This is a genomic window from Arthrobacter sp. UYCu723, assembly GCF_054059215.1.
Window position 1 is genome coordinate 4,584,732 of record NZ_JBSSBW010000001.1, and the last position, 21,552, is coordinate 4,606,283.

Below are 21,552 nucleotides of genomic sequence, written 5' to 3' on the forward strand. Positions count from 1 at the left end.
TCCTCTTGTTCCGCCGTACATTCCGGAGTTGTTTTCCGGAAATGTTTTCCGCTGTGTTTCCGCTTTGTTTTCCGGCCTTCGGCCGGGGCCTTATATGATCAATCTATGCCTTCTCTCGCCTCGACTGCACCAATCGGCACCCTCGTCCCGGGAACAGTCAGCCCGCAGCTTCCCGTGCCGGCGTCCATCCCGCGCCCTGAATACGTGGGGAAGCCGTCACCGGCGAAGTTCACCGGCTCGGAGGTCAAGACGGCGGAGACCATCGAGAAGATCCGGATTGCCTCACGGATCGCAGCCCAGGCGATCGTGGAGGTCGGAAAGCACATCCAGCCCGGTGTCACCACCGACCAGCTGGACCGGGTGGGCCACGAGTTCCTGCTCGACCACAAGGCGTACCCGTCCACCCTCGGCTACCGCGGCTTCCCCAAGTCACTGTGCTCCTCGCTGAATGAAGTGATCTGCCACGGCATCCCGGACAGCACCGTCGTCCAGGACGGCGACATCCTCAACATCGACATCACCGCGTTCATCGGCGACGTGCACGGCGACACCAACTACACCTTCCTGGCCGGCGACGTCGACGAGGAATCCCGGCTGCTCGTCGAGCGCACCCAGGAATCGCTGAACCGCGCCATCCGTGCGGTGGCGCCGGGCCGCGAAATCAACGTGATCGGACGGACCATCGAGTCCTACGCCAAGCGCTTCGGCTACGGCGTGGTCCGCGACTTCACCGGACACGGCGTCGGCGAGGCCTTCCACACCGGGCTGATCATTCCGCACTACGACGCCGCCCCCGCCTACAACACTGTCATGGAGACCGGCATGGTCTTCACCATTGAACCCATGCTGACCCTGGGGATCGTCGACTGGGATATGTGGGCGGATGACTGGACGGTGGTGACCCGGGACCGCAAGCGCACCGCCCAGTTCGAACACACCCTGCTGGTGACCGAGTCCGGCGCCGAGGTCCTCACCCTCCCCTGAGCCCTGCACGTCCCCCGAAGATCCCGTCTTCGCCGCCGGCCCTGGGCCGCACCTTTCCTAGCCCGCCCCCTGCCACGAACGGAACCACATTGGCCAAGAAGGACGAGAAGTCGCACAAGAACTCCCTGCTGATCGGGATTGACATCGGCGGTACCGGGATCAAAGGCGGGATTGTCGATCTCAAGAAGGGCAAGCTGGTGGGTGACCGGCTCCGCGTGCCCACCCCCCAGCCGTCAACTCCCGAGGCTGTCGCCGAAGTCGTAGCGCACGTCGTGGCCGAGCTGTCCAAGCGTCCCGACGCCCCGGCCCCTGACTCCCCGGTCGGCGTGACCTTCCCGGGCATCATCCAGCACGGCGTGGTGCACTCGACGGCCAACGTCGACAAAGCCTGGCTGGACCTCGACATCGATGCCCTGCTCACCGCCCGCCTCGGCCGCCCCGTGGAGGTCATCAACGACGCCGACGCCGCCGGCCTGGCCGAGGCCCGCTACGGCGCCGGCGAAGGCGTGGCAGGCACCGTGCTGGTCATCACGCTCGGCACCGGGATCGGCTCCGCCTTCATTTTCGACGGCAAGCTCGTCCCCAACGCCGAGCTGGGCCACCTGGAAATTGACGGATTCGACGCCGAGAGCAAGGCCTCGGCCGTGGCCCGTGAGCGGGACGGCCTCAGCTGGGAAGAGTACGCCGTGCTGCTGCAACGCTACTTCTCCCACGTTGAGTTCCTTTTCTCCCCCGAGCTGTTCATCGTCGGCGGCGGCATCTCGAAGCGTGCCGACGAGTACCTCCCGCGGATGAAGCTCCGCACGCCGATTGTCCCGGCGGAGCTGAAGAACGACGCCGGCATCGTCGGCGCCGCGATCGAGATCGCGCTGAAGCACAAACTGGCCAAGTAGCACCATGGCTGACTCCGGGCCCGACGTCGTCATCGTCACGGGCGGCAGCCGCGGCATCGGCGCGGCGATCGCCCTGCGGGCCGCTCGCGCCGGGTACGCCGTCCTCGTCAATTATTCGGCCGACGCCGACGGCGCCGACGCGGTGGTCGGCACCATCCTCGCCGGGGGCGGTTCCGCGCTGGCAGTCCGGGCGGACGTCGGCGACCCCGACGCCGTGACGGCCTTGTTCGACGCCGCCCGGGCGCTGGGTCCGCTGGCCGCCGGCGTCAACAATGCCGGGATCACCGGCAACCTGATCGGACCCCTCGCGGACGTGCCCGCGGCCACGGTCCGGCGCGTCCTCGAGGTGAACGCGGCCGGCCTCATCTTTGTCTGCCAGGAGGCCGTGCGGCGGCTCAGCCGGGACCGCGGAGGCCGCGGCGGCTCCATTATCAACATCTCCTCGACCGCCACGAAAGCCGGCTCGCCCGGAACGTGGGTGCACTACGCGGCGTCCAAGGGCGCCGTGGACGTGCTGACTGTGGGCCTTGCGGCCGAAGTGGCGGCGCAGGGCATCAGGGTGAACTGTGTGGCCCCCGGAAGCACCAACACCGGGCTGCACGCGGCCGCGGGCATGCCGGACCGGGTGGAACGGCTCAACTCCACAATTCCGATGGGACGCGGGGCCGAGCCGGACGAGGTCGCGGCCGCCGTGCTCTGGCTGCTGTCTGCCGAGGCCGGGTACATCACCGGCGCCGTGCTGCCGGTGTCCGGCGGCAGATGACTCCACCCGGTGGGTTGGAGCCGGTGGTGGCCGCGGCTTCCCCTCCGCTGCCACCACCGGAGTCTATGGTCCGGCGTCCTGGTCGGGAGCCTAGAGCGGGCTCTTCTGCGAGCTCTTGCCCTCCAGGCCCTTCGCGCCGGCCTCGTGGCGCAGCAGCGAGATGGCGGACTCGAAGTCCTCGAGGGATTCAAAGGCCTGGTACACGCTCGCGAAGCGCAGGTAGGCGACCTCATCCAGCTTCTGCAGCGGGTTGAGGATGGCGAGGCCGACTTCGTGGGCGTCGATCTCCGCGGCGCCGGAGGCACGGATGGTCTCCTCGACCTCCTGCGCGAGCATGGCGAGGTCGTCTTCGGTCACGGGACGGCCCTGGCAGGCCTTCCGGACGCCGTTGATGACCTTGCTGCGGCTGAACGGTTCGCCGACGCCGGAGCGCTTGATGACGGTCAGGCTGGTGGTCTCGACGGTGGTGAACCGCCGGCCGCACTCGGGACACTGCCGGCGGCGCCGGATGGCTGAGCCGTCGTCGGCGATCCGGCTGTCCACCACGCGGGAATCAGGGTTACGGCAGAACGGGCAATACACGTCGTTTCCTCCCCTGTCGCAATCCTGGACAAGCCGCCCAGCGCCAATGAACACCGGAGTGGGCACCGGCAGTCTGCTGTCGTCATCAGTTTACGACTAGATGTAGCTGAATAACAAGCCTGTAATTACTACATGTAGTGGTCAGGCGCATGTACTGAACCCTGTGCTGAACCTGGCCGTGACGGCCTCGCCGTGGGCGGGCAGGTCCTCCGCGCCGGAGAGGCTCACGATGTGCCCGCTGACCTGTTCCAGCGCCGCCCGGCTGTAGTTGATGACCTGGATGGCGCGCAGGAAGGTGGCCACGTTCAATCCCGAGGAGAAAGCCGCGGTGCCGCTGGTGGGCAGCACATGGTTGGATCCGGCGCAGTAGTCCCCCAGGCTGACAGGGCTGTAGTCGCCCACGAAGATTGCCCCGGCGTTGCGGATCCGGCCAGCCACCCGGGCGGCGTCGGCCGTCATGATTTCCAGGTGTTCCGCCGCGTAGGCGTCGCAGGCGGCAATGCCCTGCTCCAGGTCGTCCACCAGGACGATGCCGGACTGCGGGCCGGAGAGGGCCTCGCGGACCCTCGCGCTGTGCTTGGTGGCGGTGGCCTGGCGCTCCAGCTCGGTGCGCACCGCGGCGGCCAGATCCTCCGAATCCGTGAACAGTACGGAGGCAGCCTTGGGGTCGTGTTCGGCCTGGCTGATCAGGTCGGCCGCTACGAGGTCCGGCCGGGCCGTGTAGTCGGCCAGGATCGCGATTTCCGTGGTGCCGGCCTCGGAGTCGATGCCGACGACGCCCTTCACCAGCCGCTTGGCGGTGGCGACAAAGATGTTCCCGGGGCCGGTGACGACGTCGACCGGGTCCAGGCCCGCGCCGGGGTCGCCCTCCGTCCCGGAGTCGGCGGGGATGCCGTAGGCGAACGCCGCGATGGCCTGCGCCCCGCCGATCGCGTAGACCTCTTCGATGCCCAGCAGGCAGGCCGCCGCGAGGATCGTGGGGTGCGGGAGACCGCCGAAGTCCTTCTGCGGCGGCGACGCCAGGGCGATGGACTCGACGCCGGCGGCCAGGGCCGGGACGACGTTCATGATCACCGAGGACGGATACACGGCGAGGCCGCCGGGAACGTACAGGCCCACCCGGGCGACCGGGACCCACTTCTGGCTGACCACGGCGCCTTCGCCGAGTTCGACGTCGGTGTCCGCCGGGCGCTGGGCGTCGGCGAAACGGCGGGCCCGCCGGATGGATTCTTCCAGGGCTGCCCGCACCGCGGGATCGAGCCCGGCCAGCGCTGCCTCCAGGGCCTCCGCGGGGACCCGGGGGTGCTGCTGCTCGACGCCGTCGAACGTCAGGGCCAGCTCGCGAAGGGCCTCGAAGCCGCGGCTGCGGACCGCCGAGATGATGCTGAGGACCTTCTCTTCGGCGTCGGCCATGGTGCCGGTCTGCGCCCGCGGCACTGCGGCGCGGAGCCCTGCCAGGGTCAGCCGCCGGCCGCGCAGATCAACGGTGCGGAAAGTCAGGTCGGTGGATACCGGGGGCGCAGTTTCCGGGGGCACGGGGCTGTCAGGAGTAAGGGTCACCCCTACATTTTACGTGCCGGCACCGGGGAGCCCTGACGCTGTTACGCCGCGGGTTCCCCGGACGCAGGCTTCCGGGGAGTCGAGACGACACCGCCCAAGAAGACGGAGAGGGCGACGGCGGCCGGCCAGATGGCCAGGACTGCGTAAGACCGCAGCGAAAAGGCGGTGCTCGCGCTGTCCGAGGCGTCCGCCGCCGGCCCCCACCAGAAGCCGCACAGCACTCCGGTTCGCCAGGCGATGACCGCCCCCAGCGCCCCGGCGACAACGGCGATGACAACGTCCCGCGCCGACGGCCCCTGGTCTTTCGTGCCGGAGACCAGGGCTCCGGCAATGCAGCCGGCGAACAGGAATAGCCCGGCCAGCACCAGATCCCGGGGCAGCCAGGTCTCCGGGTTGCTGCCGCTCCGCAGGGCCGCGTCGCCCGAGAGCAGGTTCAGGCCCGCTGGCGCCAGCACCCACCAGAGCAGCCCCAGCGGCACGCCGGCCGCGGTGATGGCCGCGGCCTTCCGCCACGGCGTTGAGCGGCGGCCACGCCCACGCTCCGGAGCGGGCTGTCCCTGGCCGTCTTCCATATACTCGTCCGGGCCGTGTACTGCGGGCTGTGTCATGCAACAAACCTTAACAAGCTTTGCGCCGGCTGGGCACATGACACCGGGCGTCCCCGGATGACGTTCCTCATGACGGCCGGGTAAACAAGTACCGCGGGCGATCGCGGACGCAATACGCTGGCAGGGTAGGTACATCACATGCACGTGCAGCAGGGAGTTGGATCGCAGTGGCCTCAGACGACGGAGCCTTCGAAGGAACGTTCAAGGAAATGTTCCGCCGGCATGCGGCCGGAGTGGCGATCATCACCGCGAACTACAACGGCGTGCCGTTCGGTTTCACGGCGACCTCGGTGGCGTCGCTCTCGGCCAAGCCCCCGCGGTTCACATTCAACATGGCGCGCACCTCGAGTTCGTGGCCGGCGGTGGCCAACACCACCTACATCGGCGTGCACATGCTCGGACTGGAGAACCAGGAGCTGGCCGACCGTTTTGCCCGGACCAGCAACCGCTTCGAAGGCGACCACTGGGAGCTCGGCCCCCACGAGGTGCCCATCCTGAAGGACGTCGCCGGCTGGCTGATCGGCAAGGTCCAGATGCGGCTCTCCTTCGAGAACAACGCCGTGGTGGTTGTCGAGGTGGTCGAAGGCGAGGTCGGCGAGGACGGCACTCCCCTGCTCTACCACTCGGGGGCATACGGCCAGCCTGTCCCGCTCGACTACGAGATCTGAGTCGTTACCAGGGCAGCGACGGCGGCGTCAGCTATCCAAGCGACGGCGGCGTCAGCTATCCAGGCAGGTCGGGCCGAGGAGCACCTTCAGGTCACCGAACAATGAGGGGCTGGGGTTGACCCGCAAGTGCACGGGCAGCCCCATGACCTCCACCCGGGCATCGCCCTGCAGGTGCAGCCGGACCTCGGACTTGCCGCGGTGCGTCCTGAGGACGTCCCCGAGTTCGGTCACCACGGCTTCGGTTGCCTTGTGCGTCTGCATGGTGATCACCAGCGGGCCGTTCAGGCCCTCGCTGAGGTCCGGGACCGAGAGTTCCATGCAGTTCAACGCGACGGCGCCGTCGTCCCGGCGCTGCAGCCGACCCTTGACCACCACGATCAGGTCTTCGGCCAGCACGGAGGCGATCGGGCCGTAGACCTGGCCGAAGAACATGACCTCGACGGAACCGCCCAGGTCCTCGATCTCCGCGCGGGCATAGGCGTTGCCGCTGGCTTTCGCGATCCGCCGGCTCAGGGAGGTGATCATGCCCGAAATGGTGACGATGGCGCCGTCGTGCGGGCCGTCCTCGGCGATGAGCGAGGTGATGGACTGGTCGGCGTGTTGGCTCAGGAGCCCTTCGAGCCCCTGCAGCGGGTGGTCCGAGACGTAGAGCCCGAGCATGTCACGTTCGAACGAGAGCTTGTCCTTCTTCTCCCATTCCGGAAGGTCGGGAATCTCGATGCTGAGGGACGACTCTGATTCGGCTTCGTCGAAGCCTGCGAAGAGGTCGAACTGGCCGATTGCCTCGTTGCGCTTGAGCGTGATGACGGAGTCGATGGCTTCTTCATGGATCATTGCCAGGGCGCGCCGGTGGTGGTTCAGGGAGTCGAAGGCGCCGGCCTTGATCAGGGATTCAATGGTGCGCTTGTTGCACACAACGGCCGGGACCTTCATGAGGTAATCCTTGAAGGACGTGTAGGCACCTTCTTTTTCGCGCGCCGCCACCATGGCCTCGACGACGTTGACGCCGACGTTGCGGATGGCGCCCATGCCGAAGCGGATGTCGGTGCCGACAGGGGTGAAGTTGAGGGCCGACTCGTTGACGTCCGGCGGCAGCACGGTGATGCCCATGCGCCGGCATTCGTTGAGGTAGATCGCCGATTTGTCCTTGTCGTCGCCGACGCTGGTCAGCAGGGCGGCCATGTACTCCGGCGCGTAGTGCGCCTTTAGGTAGGCGGTCCAGTAGGAGATCACGCCGTACGCGGCCGAGTGCGCCTTGTTGAAGGCGTAGTCGGAGAATGGCAGCAGGATGTCCCAGAGTGTCTTGACGGCGGCCATCGAGTAGCCGTTGTCCTGCATGCCCTGGGAGAAGCCGGCGAACTGCTTGTCCAGCTCGGATTTCTTCTTCTTGCCCATGGCGCGGCGCAGGATGTCGGCCTGGCCGAGGGTATAGCCGGCGAGTTTCTGCGCCACCGCCATAACCTGCTCCTGGTACACGATCAGGCCGTACGTGCCGCCGAGGATTTCGGAGAGCGGTTCCTCCAGTTCCGGGTGGATCGGAATGACGTCCTGGATCTTGTTCTTGCGCAGCGCGTAGTCGGTGTGCGCGTTGGCGCCCATGGGCCCGGGCCGGTAGAGGGCCAGCACGGCGGAGATGTCTTCGAAGTTGTCAGGCTTCATGAGCTTGAGCAGGGAGCGCATGGGTCCGCCGTCGAGCTGGAACACGCCGAGGGTGTCGCCGCGGGCCAGCAGCTCGTAGGACGGGGCGTCGTCGAGGGCCAGGGACTCGAGGTCCAGGTCCACGCAGCGGTTCATCGTGATGTTTTCCAGGGCGTCGGAAATGATCGTGAGGTTCCGCAGGCCGAGGAAGTCCATTTTGATCAGGCCGAGGCCCTCACAGGTGGGGTAGTCGAACTGCGTGATGACCTGGCCGTCCTGGAAGCGGCGCATGATCGGGATGACGTCGATGATCGGGTCCGAGGACATGATGACACCGGCCGCGTGCACACCCCACTGGCGCTTCAGGCCCTCAATGCCCAGGGCGGTCTCGAAGACCTTGGCGGCCTCGGGGTCGGTGGCGACCAGCTGCCGGAAGTCCCCGGCCTCGCTGTAGCGCTTGGAGTCCTTGTTCTGGATGTCCGCGAGCGGGATGTCCTTGGCCATCACGGCCGGCGGAAGCGCCTTGGTGAGCTGTTCGCCCATGCTGAACGGGTAGCCCAGCACGCGCGAGGAGTCCTTGAGGGCCTGCTTGGTCTTGATGGTGCCGTAGGTGACGATCATGGCGACGCGCTCGTCACCGTACTTGCGCGTGACGTAGTCGATCACTTCGGAGCGGCGCCGGTCATCGAAGTCGACGTCGAAGTCAGGCATCGAGACGCGGTCCGGGTTCAGGAACCGTTCGAAGATGAGGCCGTGCAGCAGCGGGTCGAGGTCGGTGATGCGCATCGCGTACGCCACCATGGAGCCGGCGCCCGAACCACGGCCGGGACCCACCCGGATGCCGTTGTTCTTGGCCCAGTTGATGAAGTCGGCCACCACGAGGAAGTACCCCGGGAAGCCCATGGAGGTGATGACGCCGAGCTCGTAGTCCGCCTGGGTGCGCACCTTGTCCGGCACGCCGCCCGGGTAGCGGTAGGCCAGTCCCGTGGCCACTTCCTTGACCAGCCAGGAGGTCTCGTCCTCGCCGGGCGGGCAGGGGAAGCGGGGCATGTAGTTGGCGCCGGTGTTGAAGGAGACTTCGCAGCGCTCGGCGATCAGCAGGGTGTTGTCGCAGGCCTCGGGGTGGTCGCGGAACAGCTCCCGCATCTCCTGCGGGGACTTCAGGTAGTAGCCGCTGCCCGAGAACGCGAACCGGGACCCGCCGTTGTCGTAGCTCGGCTCCAGGAGCGTCGAACCGGACTGGATGGCCAGCAGGGCCTCGTGCGCCTTGGCGTCGTGCTCGTGCGTGTAGTGCAGGTCGTTGGTGGCCACGAGCGGCAGGTTCAGGTCCTTCGCGAGGCGCAGCAGGTCGCCGGTGACTCGCCGCTCGATGTCCAGGCCGTGGTCCATGAGTTCGCAGAAGTAGTTTTCTGCCCCGAAGATATCGCGGAATTCGGAGGCCGCCTCCAGCGCCTCCCGGTACTGGCCGAGCCGGAGCCGGGTCTGGACTTCACCCGAGGGGCAGCCGGTCGTGGCGATGAGCCCTTCGGAGTAGGTGTTCAGCAGTTCCCGGTCCAGTCGCGGCCATTTGCCGAAGACGGCGTCCAGCGAGGCGATGGAGGAAGCCCGGAAGAGGTTCCGCATGCCCACGTTGTTGTAGCTGAGCAGGGTCATGTGCGTGTAGGAGCCACCACCGGAGATGTCGTCCTTGCGCTGGTTCTCTTCGCCCCAGCGGACGCGGCTCTTGTCATTGCGCGCGGTTCCCGGCGTCACATAGGCTTCGACGCCGATGATCGGCTTGATGCCCTTGTCCGTGGCCCGTTTCCAGAAGTCGAAGGCGCCGAACAGATAGCCGTGGTCCGTCGTGGCCAGAGCGGGCATACCCAGCCGCTCGGTTTCATCGAACAGCTCTCCGAGCCGGGCGGCGCCGTCCAGCATGGAGTACTCGGTGTGGTTGTGGAGATGGACAAACGAGTCGTTGCTGGAAGTCACCGGACCATTCTAGTGCCGGGCACCGGCCCCCGCTGCCAGGCACGCACCGTGGCCGGCGCCCCGGCGCCCCGGCACCGCCGGACCAGGGACGCGGGATCAGGCACCGCCGGATCAGGGACGCGGAATCAAGGACGCGGAATCAAGGACGCGGAATCAAGCCTGTCCGGATTCCAGGACTTCCAGCGCGTAGCGCAGGTCTTCCGGGTATTCGCTCGTGACGGTGACCCGCTCCCCTGTGCGGGGGTGGTCGAAGGACAGCTGACGGGCGTGCAGCCACTGCCGCGTGAGTCCCAGGTTCGCCGCGAGGCGCGGGTCCGCGCCGTAGGTCAGGTCACCGACACACGGGTGCCGCAGTGCCGAGAAGTGTACGCGGATCTGGTGCGTGCGCCCGGTTTCCAGGTGCACCTCCACGAGCGTGGCTTTGCCGAAGGCTTCCAGGACCTCGTAGTGCGTGATGGAGTCGCGGCCGTCCTCGATCACGGCGAAGCGCCAGTCGTGGCCCGGGTGGCGGCCGATCGGTGCGTCGATCGTGCCAGCCAGCGGGTCCGGGAGGCCCTGGACGACGGCGTGGTACACCTTGTCCACAGTCCGCTCCTTGAAGGCACGCTTCAGGGCCGTATAGGCCCTCTCGGTCTTGGCGACCACCATCACGCCGGAGGTCCCGACGTCGAGCCGGTGAACGATGCCGGCGCGCTCCGGCGAGCCGGAGGTGGAGATGCGGTAGCCGAGGCCCGCCAGACCGCCCACAACAGTGGGACCGACCCAGCCGGGAGACGGATGCGCCGCGACGCCGACCGGTTTGTCGATGGCGACGAACTCGTCATCATCCAGCAGGATCTTGAGGCCTTCCACGACTTCCTCCACGACTTCCAGGGGGTCCCGCCGGTCCGGGACGACGACGTCGAGCACGGCGCCGGGGCTGAGCTTGAGGGATTTTCCGACGGCTTTGCCGGCGCTCGTGACGTTGCCTTCGGCGATCAGCACGGCAGCCTGGGAACGGGAGATGTCCATCAGTTCGGCCAGTCCGGAGTCCACCCGGGTCCCTGCCAACTCCTCCGGGACCACGATCCGCCGTGGCGCGCCGGATTCCTCGGCGAGGTCCGCCAGGTCCTCGGCCTCGTCTTCGCTCAGGTTCTTCGGCGTATGGTCAGACATCGCGTTCCGCTGCTTCCTTGGTATGGTGCGAGCCGTCGAGAGCGATGCCCCTGAGCGTGAGCAGGCAGATGATCACGACGGAGGACACCACGGCGGAATCGGCAATGTTGAAAATCGCGAAGTTTGGCAACTGGATGAAGTCCACCACGTGGCCCATTGCGAAGGAGGGCTCCCGGAACAGCCGGTCCGTGAGGTTTCCCAGGGCCCCGCCCAGCAGCAGGCCCAGCGCCAGGGCCCACCAGACCGAGCCCAGCTTCCGCAGCTGGAGCAGGATCGCCACGGACACGGCCGCCATGATGATGGTGAAGACCCAGGTGACGTTCTCGCCGATGGAGAACGCGGCCCCGGAGTTGCGGATGTAGTACCAGTGCAACAGCGGGGGCAGCACGGGGATCCGTTCACCCTCGATCATATGGCTGGTGACCCACAGCTTGGTCAGCTGGTCGAACACGTAGGCGAACACCGCCAGGGCCGAGAAAACCGAGAGCAACAGCCCCCGTCGAGGCTTGGCGTGCGCTACGGGCGCGGGTGTCGTGGCGTCTGGTGTTGGGGCGTCAGTCATAGGGCTTTCATTCGGGAGCCAGTGCGGGGACTGGGGGCTTGCCGCTTGGCCGAGCAGGCCACGGAAGATGGCGGTGAATGGCAAAAGCCGGCGGCCGAGGAATCCTCAGCCACCGGCTTTCAGAATACTTGGCTTTTTGCCCTAGCTGGCTTCGACCTCAGGGGCCGCCACGGAACCGCGGGCGTCCAGGTCGCGGAGCTGGCCTTCGATGTAGGCCTTCAGACGAGAGCGGTAGTCGCGCTCGAAGCCGCGGAGCTGCTCGACCTTGCGTTCCAGCACGGAGCGCTGCTGCTCGAGGGCACCGAGGATCTTGCGGGACTTTTCCTGGGCGTCGTTGACAAGGCTGCTGGCTTCGATCTGCGCTTCAGCGATGATCTTGTCCCGCTGCTGCTCGCCGTCGGCGATGTGCTTGTCGTGCATCTGCTGCGCCATGGCGAGCAGGCCGGCAGCGGACTCCGAGACAGGGGTGGCGGCGGCGGGTGCCGGGGCAGCGGCAGGCGCGGGAGCCTTCTCGGCTTCCTTCTTCTTCGCAGCTTCGGCTGCCTTGGCCTCGGCTTCTGCCTTGGCGCGGTCTTCTTTGTCCTTGTCGACCTTGACGGGGGCCGGCACCTTTTCCACGACGGGGGCCGCGGCGGCGGAGCTGGCGGGCGTGCCGGCGCCGAGTTCGGCGAGCTTCTTGCGCAGCTCGTCGTTCTCCTGGTTCAGACGTCGCAGTTCCACGACGATCTCGTCCAGGAAGTCATCAACTTCGTCCTGGTCGTAGCCTTCGCGGAACTTGGTCGGCTGAAAGCGCTTGTTGACAACGTCTTCTGGCGTCAAAGCCATCTGGTCACCTCGTTGGTCTAGTTAGTCAGGAGGCCTTCCGGCCGTCAAAACTACGGTACCTAAATATGGTCTGGTTCCTCTAATTCAACACCGCAGTGTCAAACCGGAGTTTTGTATCAGTTTGGGCGCGGCGCGGGTCCGCCTTCCCGCTAAGCCGCGATGGGCTGGGCGTATACGAGGCTTTTGGCGACCGCCATCGCCACCGTCACGGCCACGAAAAGCAGCAGGAAGCCCAGGTCGAGCGATATCCCGCCGAGCCGGAGCGGTGGGATGAGCCGCCGGAGCAGTTTGAGGGGTTTGTCTGTGACGGAATACACAGCGTGCGCGGCTACGAGAGCCACGCCGCTCGGCCGCCAGCTCCGCGCGAACATCTGTACCCAGTCAAAGACAAGCCGAACAATCAGGGCTACAAAAAAGAACAGCAGCGCGATATAGACAAGTCCGAAAACAATTCCCATGAGTTAACTCATATCTCCATGTTCATTCCGGAAACCGCAGTGTCCTTAAAATGGTTACGCCTCTATTTCAACACGGATAATTCAGCACGGATGCCAGACAGGTGTCCCTGCCTGGCATCCGTGGAAAAATCCTGCGCTAGCTCTGGTTGAAGAAGGCGGCCTGCGTCTCGCTGACCTTCTTGTCATCGCCGATGACTTCAACGTACGACGGCGAGAGCAGGAATACCTTGTTCGTGACCCGTTCGATGCTGCCACGCAGGCCGAAGACCAGTCCAGCGGAGAAGTCGACGAGGCGCTTGGCGTCCGCTTCGCCCATGTCGGTGACGTTCATGATGACGGGGATGCCGTCACGGAAGCTTTCGCCGATGAGTTTGGCGTCGTTGTAGGAGCGCGGGTGGATCGTGGTGATCTGCCGGAGTCCGGTGGTCTCTTCGCGGCTCGATGCCGCTCGCTTGATGGGTGTCACAGGTGCGCGATATTCCTCTTCAGCGGCGTGGGGCTCTTCCCGGGGGACCTCGCGGACCGGCGCCGCACGGCGCTCCTCGGCGGTCGTGCTCCATGGAATTGTCCTCATCCTTGTGCGGTGTGGGGTGCTCGGACTCGTAGTGTTCCTCGCCGTCGGCGAGCCCAAGATAGATCATTGTCTTGCGCAGAGCGCCAGCCATGGTCGACTCCTATCGTGTCCGTCAGCGGGCCGCTCAAAATGACCTGACAGCCTTGGAATTCCCGCCATTACCTTCCAATACGTTGAACCTACCGCAACGCCGGACGCGGACCGAGAATATCCGAGCCAATACGAAGGTGTGTCGCACCGAACCGGATGGCAGCTTCGAGGTCCTGGCTCATGCCGGCGGAAATACCTGTGGCGTCCGGGTATCCGGTCCTCAGCCGGGCCGAGATCTCAGCAAGCTTCTCGAAAGCGCGGCCGGGATCCGCGCCGAGCGGAGCCACCGCCATGACCCCCGCCAGCCGCAGCCCGTCGGAGCTTGCCAGGCGGTCGGCCAGCGCGGGGACGTCGTCGGGAAGCGCGCCGCCCCGGTGACCGTCGGCGTCGTCGTCCAGGCTGACCTGGATAAAGCAGTCCAGCGGGTCCCGGCCAGTGCGTTCGCGCTCGGCAGCCATGGCCTTGGCCAGGGCACCGGCGAGCTGGGGCCGGTCAACGGCGTGTACGGCGTGGGCGTACTTCACGACGGATTTGGCCTTGTTGCTCTGGAGCTGGCCGATGAAGTGCCAGCGGAGGTCAAGGTCGCCGAGCCCGGCCGCCTTGTCCGAGGCTTCCTGGTCCCTGTTTTCGCCGACGTCGGTGACGCCCAGTGATGCGAGCCGCCGCACGTCCTCCGCGGGGTGGAACTTGGTGACGACGATCAGCCGCGGCGGCGATTCCTGCCGTCCGACGGCCGCCGCGGCGCCGTCGATCCGGGACCTGACCGCGGCGAGGCGCCCCCGGAGCTCGGCCAGCCGGGGATCCTGCTGCTCATCCATCGTGGCGTGGCCCCGCCCCGAGCGGGGAACCTGTCCAGACCAGGCCGGCGAACCGGCCGGTGTTGCTGTTGCGGCGGTAGGAAAACAGCTTTTCGTCTTCCAGGGTGCAGCCGCCGGAGTATTCGACCCGCACGCCTGCGGCCTCCAGCTGGCTGCAGACTCCCGCCGGCAGGTCCAGCCCGGGCGTACCTCGGGAAGTGCTGCACCAGGTAGCGGGGACGATGGCCGCTACGTCCGCCCGCATCCCGGCCGGCACCTCGTAGCACCGCCCGCAGATGGACGGGCCGATCCAGGCGCTGATCTCCGCAGCGCCGAGCTCACGCATGCGCGCCACCGCGGCGGGCACCACACCGGAGGCGACGCCGGGCCGTCCCGCATGCACCGCACCGAGCACCGGCGCTCCCCCGGCAGCCTGCTCCCCCACCAGGACCACGGGCACGCAGTCGGCCACCATGACCGCCAAAGGCTGACCGGCGGACACCATGGCGTCGGCGGTCGGTGCAGCGGGGACGCTGCCGGCGATCGTGGCGACCTCGTGGCCGTGGACCTGGTTCATGTAGTGGAAGCCGCGGCTGCCGAGGCCGGCGGCCAGGTCGAGCTCCCTGCGGCGGCGCCGGACTTCCGCCGGATCGTCGCCAACATGGAGCGCCAGGTTGCCGGCGTCGGCGTCGGTGAAAGCCACCCAGACGCCGGGCCGGGCTTCCGTCCGCCACGAGAACACTCAGAACACCGCCAAACTTGTTTGCAGAGCTTCAATCCTACGAGAAAGCACCATGGCACTGCCATCCGGCAGTGCCATGGTGCCTCAGGACCTACTTCAGGAAATCGGGGACATCCAGGTCATCCGAATGGCGGCCGGACAGGTCCGGTTCCACGACGGACGGCAGGTCGACGTCGAAGCCGGAGTCTGCCGGCACGGCGGACGAACGCTGCTGGCCCCAGCCGCCCAGGGCGGAGGCGCCGACGGTTGCGTGCAGCGGCTGGACGTGGGCCGAGGCCGGGGCCTGCGCCGGAGCCGGTGCGGCGGCCGGGGCTGCCGGGCGCTGCGGTGCCGTCTGCGGGAGCGACTGGTCCATCGACGGCGAGGTGGCCTTGACGTCGTCGAAGCCGGCGGCGATGACGGTGACACGGGCTTCGTCGCCGAGGGCGTCGTCGATGACGGCGCCGAAGATGATGTTGGCCTCCGGGTGGGCGACTTCCTGGACCAGGCGGGCCGCCTCGTTGATTTCGAAGAGGCCCAGGTCCGAGCCGCCCTGGATGGACAGCAGGACGCCGTGCGCGCCGTCAATGGAGGCCTCGAGCAGCGGTGAGGCGATGGCGAGCTCCGCAGCCTTGACGGCACGGTCCTCACCGCGGGCCGAACCGATGCCCATGAGCGCCGAACCAGCGCCCTGCATGACGGACTTGACATCGGCGAAGTCCAGGTTGATCAGGCCCGGGGTGGTGATCAGATCGGTGATGCCCTGGACACCGGACAGCAGGACCTGGTCGGCGGAACGGAATGCGTCCAGCACGGAGACGTTGCGGTCGCTGATGGACAGCAGCCGGTCGTTCGGAATCACGATCAGGGTGTCGACTTCGTCGCGCAGGGCGTCGATGCCCGCCTCGGCAGAGCCGGCGCGGCGCCGGCCCTCGAAGGTGAACGGGCGGGTGACGACGCCGATGGTCAGGGCGCCGAGCGAGCGGGCAATGCGGGCCACGACGGGCGCGCCACCGGTGCCGGTGCCGCCGCCTTCGCCGGCGGTGACGAAGACCATGTCAGCGCCACGGATGACCTCTTCGATTTCCTCGGCGTGGTCCTCGGCAGCCTGCTTGCCGACCTCGGGGTTCGCACCGGCTCCCAGCCCGCGCGTCAGCTCACGCCCGATGTCGAGTTTGACGTCGGCATCGCTCATCAACAATGCCTGCGCATCGGTGTTGACCGCGATGAATTCGACGCCGCGAAGACCGACCTCGATCATGCGGTTGACTGCGTTCACGCCACCGCCGCCGATGCCGACGACCTTGATGACGGCCAAGTAATTCTGCGGAGCTGCCACGTTACGTGTCCCTTGTTCGTGTTCTGTTGCGAAAACTGATGGAGTCGGGCTTGAAGCTTCGAACCTTAACCTTCGAGTTGAAGGTTATAGTTATGTCAAGTAACTCATGTCTGTGACGCTATTTCCTATGTAGGGGACATTCAATAACCGGCGCCGCGTGTCGCGGGAATACCGGTCAAATACCCTTAATTTGTGCTGCATTTGCTGCTGTCCTGCGACCGCCGGGTGCCCGGCGGTTTGCCACCTGGGGCGTGGTGCCTCGCACGCGTATCGGAATTCCAGGCTAACCGATCGGCTGCTATCGGGTAACCGGGTGCCTGGGCACGCTGACATCGTAGATCCGGACCGGATTTTTCGGGTCGACGGGAGCCTTGAGGAGCGCGGCGAGGACCCGGGCCTTGAGTTCCTTCTCCCCCGCATTTCCCCAGATGATCGTCTGGCCGTCAACGAGTTTGAGTTCGACGGCGTCCGCGGACTTCGCCGAGGCATCGGAGAGCCTGGCGAGCACGTCTGCCGGGAGCGCGCCCAGGACGCCGGTGATCGCGTGGAACAGCTCCGGAGCCAGCGCGCCGTCCCCGGCGTCGATCACCGGCAGCGCTATCGAGGCGGAGTCCGTGGTGCTGCTGAGCCGGACGCCGTCAACATCCACCAGCTGGAAGCCGTCGCCCTGCTTGAGCATGGCCACCGGGAGGCGCTCCGTGATGTGCACTGCCAGCGTGCCCGGCGGGCGTGCCTGGGTGGTCACCTCTTTGATCTGGACGAACGGCTGCAGGAGGGCTGTTACGTCCTCGTCGCCGATCTGCGGCAGCGGCTTGCCCTGCAATGGCGCCAGGGCGGCCTGCACCTGCCCTGCGCTCAGCAGCTTCGTGCCCTCCACGGTGACGGTCCGCAGCGCCAGCACTGGCGTGTAGACGGCCGCCAGCACGATCGCGGCGACGAGCCCGGCGACGACCCCGATGGTGCTCAGGAGGATCCGTTTCCGCCGCTTGGCCTTGGGCTCGGGAAAGGACAGCACATTGTCCTGCTGCCGCTCCGGACCGCTGGCGGCAGGGGTTCCGCCGGCCGCGGTCCGGGCGCCCGGCCCGGAATCGGCCTTTGACGCCGAAATCACATCCGTTGGCGCCTGGGCCTGACCGTCCGACGACGGACGCCGTGTCCCGGTCTTATAGGTGGGGCGGCGGGTGCTAGGCACCGGCTGCTCCAGCTGCCGCGGCGCCGTAGTCCGGGGCGCCGGCGTTCAGGGCCGCGACGATCAGCGGGCCGTAGGCCGTGACATCGCCGGCTCCGGCCGTCAGCACGATGTCGCCGGGGGCTGCCGCGGCCACTACGGCCTGCACGGCCGCCTCGTCCGGGCCGATCAGCCGGCCGCCCGGGGCCAGGTGGTCGCCGATCAGCTGGCTGCTGACGCCGGGGATGGGGTCCTCACGGGCGGGATAGATGTCCAGGACCAGGGCCGTGTCCGCAGCGTTGAGGGCTTCGGCGAATTCACGGGCAAATTCGCGGGTCCGGGAAAACAGGTGGGGCTGGAAGAGCACGTGCACCCTATGCCCGCCGGCCACGGACCGTGCGGCGGACAGCGCGGCCCGGACCTCCGTGGGGTGGTGGGCGTAGTCATCATAGACACGCACTCCACGGCCCTCGCCCTTGAATTCGAAGCGCCGCGAGGCTCCGGCGAAATGCGCGAGGGCTCCCGCAGCGGCCTCGGGCGCGACGCCGAGTTCGAGCGCGACGGCGAACGCCGCCGCCGCGTTGAGCGCGTTGTGCCGCCCGGGAACCTGGAGATCGACGGCGAACCGTCCCCCGGGGGTTTCGATCCAGACGTCGCCCGGACCGCCGTCGTGCAGCTTGAGCGCGGCATCGTCCGCCGTGCCGTAGAGGACCACCCGGGTGTTGCCCCGCTCCAGGGTGCGGCGGGCCAGAGCCCGGGCGCCGTCGTCGTCCGCGCAGGCCACCAGCACGCCGTCGGCGGGCAGCAAGGCGGTGAAGCTGTCAAACGAGGCGTACACTGCTTCGGCAGTGCCGTAATGGTCCAGGTGGTCCGGTTCGACGTTGGTGACCACGGCGATCCGCGGGCGGTAGTTCAGGAAGGAACCGTCGGACTCGTCGGCTTCCGCGACGAAGATGCTGGAACTGCCGTGGGCGGCGTTGACGCCCAGCGCCGGCACGTTCGCGCCGATCGCGAAGGACGGGTCCAGCCCGGCGCCCTGCAGCAGAATGGTGATCATCGACGTCGTGGTGGATTTTCCGTGGGTGCCGGCCACGGTCACCACCGTGTCGTCCGCCATCGTGGCCGCCAGCGCCTCGGAGCGGTGCAGGACGGGCAGCCCGGCGGCCCGTGCTGCGGCCAGTTCGGGGTTGTCCGGGCGGATCGCGGAGCCGGCCACGACCGATTGCGCGTCGCCGAGGTTGGCGGCGGCGTAGCCGACGTGGATCCGGGCACCGGCTGCGGCGAGTTCGGCCATCACGGGCAGGTCCTTGGCGTCCGAGCCGCTGACCGGCAGGCCGCGGGCCACCATGATCCGGGCGACGGCGGACATGCCCACGCCGCCAATGCCGATGAAGTGCACCCGGCCGAGGGACTCCTGGGTGCGGCCGGCCTGCGGCTCCGGCTGGTGTTGGGGCTGGATCATGGCTCTACCGCTTCCTGCTGTGCTTTTTCAAAGGCGCTGACTTCAACGGCTTAGCCTTCGAAGACGCTGCCGCTGCAATGACGAGATCGGCCATGCGCCGGTCAGCATTTCGAATGCCGAGCTGGCCGGAGCTGGCTGCCATCCGGGCGAGCCTCGCGCCGTCCAGCAGCAGCGGGATGAGGTTCTGGCGCAACCACTCGGGGGTGAACGCACTGTCTGCCACGATCAGGGCGCCGCCGGCTTCGACGAGGCCGGCGGCGTTGAGCGCCTGCTCCCCGTTGCCGATGGGCAACGGCACGAAGACCGCGGGCACGCCGACGGCGGCGGCTTCGCAGACGGTGGCGGCCCCGGCGCGTGCCAGCAGCAACCCGGCCGCGGCGTAGACGGATTCCATTACGTCCACGAATTCCACCTGCCGGTAGCCGGGTGCTGCGAGCGGCTTGCCGTCGGCGTCGTGGACCGACTTGCCGCGTCCGGTGATGTGCAGGGTCTGGATGCCGGCCTCGGCGAGGGCTCCGACGGACGCCGCGATGGTCCGGTTGATGCTCTGCGCTCCCGAGGAACCGCCGGTGACGATCAGCGCAGGCTGCTGTGGATCGAGCCCCAGTGCCGTCCGGGCGGCCGCCATGGCTGCCGCGCGGTCGAGTCCGGAGATCTCACGGCGCATGGGCATGCCGACGTGCACCGCCCCGGGGAGCCTGGTGCCGGCGAAGGCGACAGCCACCTTGGCGCCCAGCCGTGCCCCCACCCGGTTCGCGAGGCCGGGCCGGGTGTTGGCTTCATGGATGACAATCGGGATATTCCGGCGCCGGGCGGCGAGGTACATGGGCGTGCACACGTATCCGCCGACGCCGACCAGCACGTCAGCTCCGGCCTCATCGAGAATGACCCCTGCCTGCTTCACCGCACCGGCGAGCCGGCCGGGGAGCCGCAGCAGGTCCAGCGACGGTTTGCGCGGGAAGGGGACACGGCTGATCGTGGCGAGGTCCAGCCCCGCGGCCGGGACCAGCCGGGCCTCCATCCCGTTGGGCGTGCCGACCGCGAGCAGCCGCGCACCGGGACGGGCTTCCCGGACCGCGTTGGCGATGGCCAGGAGCGGGCTGATGTGCCCGGCTGTACCGCCGCCGGCGAGGACGACGGACAAAGAGGACTCGGTGCTCATGAAGGCCTATTTACGCTTTCGTGCTGGGTTCTTGGGGGCGGGGTTCTTGAGGGTGGGCTTCCGGGGGCGGAGTCCTGAGGGGCGGGCTTCTTGGGCGCCGGGTTCGTCGGCGCGTTCCTGGCAGCGGCCCGGGCGGCGGAACTGCTGGTCCCGAACCGCTTCCGCAGAATCTTGGCCAGCCCGGCCGGGCCGAACTTGAACATCCGCTTGGGCTGCAGGCCCGGCGCCATCTGCGCCCGGGCCAGAGACAAGACTACGCCGATGGCGCACAAGGACATGAGCAGGGCGGAGCCACCATAGGAAATGAACGGCAACGGAATGCCCACCACCGGAGCCAGGCCGGTGACAACGGCCATGTTAACGGTCGCCTGGCCCAGCAGCCAGACCATGATGGTGCCGGCAAGGACCCGGTGGAACATGTCCTTCTGGGCCACGACGACGCGGTAGATGGCGGTTCCCAGGATGCCGAACAGGACCAGGACCACGAGGGTGCCGATCAGCCCGAGTTCTTCGCCGATGATCGCGAAGATGAAGTCATTGTGGGCTTCCGGGATCCAGCTGTACTTCTGCCGGCTCTGGCCCAGCCCCACCCCGAACCAGCCGCCGGAGGCGAGCCCGTAGAGGCCGTTGGTCGACTGGTAATTCAGATCCGAGCCGTCGGCGCAGGTCTGGCCGGTCCAGGACAGGATGCGGCAGACGCGGTTGGGGCTCGTGATGGCCAGGACAGCGGTGGCGGCGCCGAGGAATATCGCGCCAATGCCGAACACGTAGAGCCGGACACCCGCGAAAAAGAGCGCCGCTGCGGTGATGATCATGACGATCATCGCCGTGCCGAGGTCGTTGCCGGCCAGGATGAGGCCGATCACGAGCACGGCTACCGGGGCAACGGGGATCAGTGCGTGCTTCGACTGGCTGAGGAGCTTCGTCTTGGCGCCAAGCACCGTCGCCATCCACAGGGCGAGGGCCAGCTTGGCGGCCTCGGAGGGCTGGAAGGTGAACGGCCCGACGTCGATCCAGTTCTTGTTGCCCAGGGCGCTGCGCCCCATCACGAGCACCAGCACCAGCAGGATCAGCGCGAGAAAGATGGCGAGCCACGCGAAACGTTTGAGCCACACGACGTTGACGCGGGAGAGCAGGAACATGCAGAAGACGCCGATGGCGGCGAACACGCCCTGCTTGAGGGCGGCCGAGTAGGGCGACTCCCCCGCAGCGATGGCCTCCACGCTGGAAGCGGAGAGCACCATCATGATGCCGATCGCCGTCAGCGCCAGCGTGGCGCCGAGGATCAGGTAGTAAGTGGAGCCGTTGCGGGACTTTCCGGTGCCTTCCAGCGCGGACCAGAAGCCCCGGAACCAGCCGCGGACCCTTGCTGCGGGTGACAGTCTTTTTCCCGGCGCTTGGCCGGGCACCTTTGCGGCGGGCGCTTTGTTCCCGGCTGTGCCACGTCTTGCCGCGGCGGGCTTGGCCGCGGCGGGCTTGGCCGCGGCGGGCTTGGCCGCGGCGGGCTTGGCCGCCGCGGGTCTCGCTGCGGCGGGCCTGGCCGCCGGCGTGCGTGTGGGCGTGCTGACCATT

19 protein-coding genes and 1 pseudogene are annotated in these 21,552 nt (G+C 67.6%); 4 read left to right on the forward strand and 16 right to left on the reverse strand.

The window, feature by feature from the left end:
* Window positions 1-105: 105 nt before the first annotated feature.
* The 3 genes from map to ACVWZ8_RS21385 all read left to right on the forward strand — a co-directional run bounded on the left by map (window position 106) and on the right by ACVWZ8_RS21385 (window position 2,640).
* Window positions 106-984, forward strand: a complete 879-nt coding sequence (gene map / locus ACVWZ8_RS21375; RefSeq protein WP_456505756.1) for a type I methionyl aminopeptidase — start codon at window positions 106-108, stop codon at window positions 982-984.
* Window positions 985-1,073: 89 nt separating this feature from the next.
* Window positions 1,074-1,877: a polyphosphate--glucose phosphotransferase gene (gene ppgK, locus ACVWZ8_RS21380; RefSeq protein WP_426977041.1), complete on the forward strand. Its 804-nt coding sequence runs from the start codon at window positions 1,074-1,076 to the stop codon at window positions 1,875-1,877.
* A gap of 4 nt (window positions 1,878-1,881) precedes the next feature.
* Complete coding sequence (locus ACVWZ8_RS21385; protein ID WP_456505757.1) at window positions 1,882-2,640, forward strand: SDR family oxidoreductase; 759 nt, start codon at window positions 1,882-1,884, stop codon at window positions 2,638-2,640.
* Window positions 2,641-2,730: 90 nt separating this feature from the next.
* Here ACVWZ8_RS21385 and nrdR read toward each other — a convergent pair whose 3' ends face one another.
* From nrdR to ACVWZ8_RS21400, 3 genes are all read right to left on the reverse strand, one after another.
* Entirely contained in the window at window positions 2,731-3,222 is a 492-nt protein-coding gene (gene nrdR, locus ACVWZ8_RS21390; RefSeq protein ID WP_426977038.1) for a transcriptional regulator NrdR, read from the reverse strand.
* Between the two features lie 141 nt (window positions 3,223-3,363).
* Window positions 3,364-4,758, reverse strand: a complete 1,395-nt coding sequence (hisD, locus tag ACVWZ8_RS21395) for a histidinol dehydrogenase (RefSeq protein WP_456505999.1) — start codon at window positions 4,756-4,758, stop codon at window positions 3,364-3,366.
* A gap of 65 nt (window positions 4,759-4,823) precedes the next feature.
* Window positions 4,824-5,390, reverse strand: a complete 567-nt coding sequence (locus tag ACVWZ8_RS21400) for a hypothetical protein (RefSeq protein ID WP_456505758.1) — start codon at window positions 5,388-5,390, stop codon at window positions 4,824-4,826.
* A 209-nt stretch (window positions 5,391-5,599) separates the two neighbouring features.
* On the opposite strand from ACVWZ8_RS21400, the gene ACVWZ8_RS21405 reads away from it, so the two are divergent.
* Window positions 5,600-6,058 (forward strand): flavin reductase family protein, encoded by a 459-nt coding sequence (locus ACVWZ8_RS21405; RefSeq protein WP_456506000.1) that lies wholly within the window; start codon window positions 5,600-5,602, stop codon window positions 6,056-6,058.
* A 51-nt stretch (window positions 6,059-6,109) separates the two neighbouring features.
* Here the strand turns inward: ACVWZ8_RS21405 and dnaE are convergent, their stop codons facing one another.
* The 13 genes and pseudogenes from dnaE to ftsW form a co-directional block, all read right to left on the reverse strand.
* Complete coding sequence (dnaE, locus tag ACVWZ8_RS21410) at window positions 6,110-9,667, reverse strand: DNA polymerase III subunit alpha (RefSeq protein ID WP_456505759.1); 3,558 nt, start codon at window positions 9,665-9,667, stop codon at window positions 6,110-6,112.
* A 153-nt stretch (window positions 9,668-9,820) separates the two neighbouring features.
* Window positions 9,821-10,822 (reverse strand): RluA family pseudouridine synthase, encoded by a 1,002-nt coding sequence (locus ACVWZ8_RS21415; protein ID WP_456505760.1) that lies wholly within the window; start codon window positions 10,820-10,822, stop codon window positions 9,821-9,823.
* Window positions 10,815-11,384, reverse strand: a complete 570-nt coding sequence (gene lspA, locus ACVWZ8_RS21420) for a signal peptidase II (RefSeq protein WP_426977035.1) — start codon at window positions 11,382-11,384, stop codon at window positions 10,815-10,817. The genes ACVWZ8_RS21415 and lspA overlap by 8 nt, the downstream gene beginning before the upstream one ends.
* A 141-nt stretch (window positions 11,385-11,525) precedes the next feature.
* The gene (locus tag ACVWZ8_RS21425) at window positions 11,526-12,209 is read right to left on the reverse strand and encodes a DivIVA domain-containing protein (RefSeq protein WP_426977034.1); all 684 of its coding nucleotides are present in this window, start codon (window positions 12,207-12,209) and stop codon (window positions 11,526-11,528) included.
* Window positions 12,210-12,358: 149 nt separating this feature from the next.
* Window positions 12,359-12,667 (reverse strand): YggT family protein, encoded by a 309-nt coding sequence (locus ACVWZ8_RS21430; RefSeq protein WP_426977033.1) that lies wholly within the window; start codon window positions 12,665-12,667, stop codon window positions 12,359-12,361.
* Window positions 12,668-12,803: 136 nt separating this feature from the next.
* Window positions 12,804-13,332: pseudogene (locus ACVWZ8_RS21435) on the reverse strand (cell division protein SepF).
* Window positions 13,333-13,420: 88 nt separating this feature from the next.
* The gene (locus ACVWZ8_RS21440) at window positions 13,421-14,149 is read right to left on the reverse strand and encodes a YggS family pyridoxal phosphate-dependent enzyme (RefSeq protein ID WP_426977031.1); all 729 of its coding nucleotides are present in this window, start codon (window positions 14,147-14,149) and stop codon (window positions 13,421-13,423) included.
* Entirely contained in the window at window positions 14,142-14,870 is a 729-nt protein-coding gene (locus ACVWZ8_RS21445; protein WP_456505761.1) for a polyphenol oxidase family protein, read from the reverse strand. The genes ACVWZ8_RS21440 and ACVWZ8_RS21445 overlap by 8 nt, the downstream gene beginning before the upstream one ends.
* A 91-nt stretch (window positions 14,871-14,961) precedes the next feature.
* Window positions 14,962-16,188, reverse strand: coding sequence for a cell division protein FtsZ (ftsZ, locus tag ACVWZ8_RS21450; protein WP_426977028.1), 1,227 nt, complete (start codon window positions 16,186-16,188; stop codon window positions 14,962-14,964).
* Window positions 16,189-16,486: 298 nt separating this feature from the next.
* Window positions 16,487-17,380: a cell division protein FtsQ/DivIB gene (locus ACVWZ8_RS21455; RefSeq protein ID WP_426977027.1), complete on the reverse strand. Its 894-nt coding sequence runs from the start codon at window positions 17,378-17,380 to the stop codon at window positions 16,487-16,489.
* The gene (gene murC / locus ACVWZ8_RS21460) at window positions 17,373-18,818 is read right to left on the reverse strand and encodes a UDP-N-acetylmuramate--L-alanine ligase (protein ID WP_456505762.1); all 1,446 of its coding nucleotides are present in this window, start codon (window positions 18,816-18,818) and stop codon (window positions 17,373-17,375) included. The genes ACVWZ8_RS21455 and murC overlap by 8 nt, the downstream gene beginning before the upstream one ends.
* 4 nt (window positions 18,819-18,822) lie before the next feature.
* Window positions 18,823-19,980 (reverse strand): UDP-N-acetylglucosamine--N-acetylmuramyl-(pentapeptide) pyrophosphoryl-undecaprenol N-acetylglucosamine transferase, encoded by a 1,158-nt coding sequence (locus ACVWZ8_RS21465; protein ID WP_426977025.1) that lies wholly within the window; start codon window positions 19,978-19,980, stop codon window positions 18,823-18,825.
* On the reverse strand, window positions 19,977-21,551 hold the full coding sequence (gene ftsW / locus ACVWZ8_RS21470; RefSeq protein ID WP_456505763.1) for a putative lipid II flippase FtsW: 1,575 nt from the start codon (window positions 21,549-21,551) through the stop codon (window positions 19,977-19,979). The genes ACVWZ8_RS21465 and ftsW overlap by 4 nt, the downstream gene beginning before the upstream one ends.
* Window position 21,552: the final 1 nt, after the last annotated feature.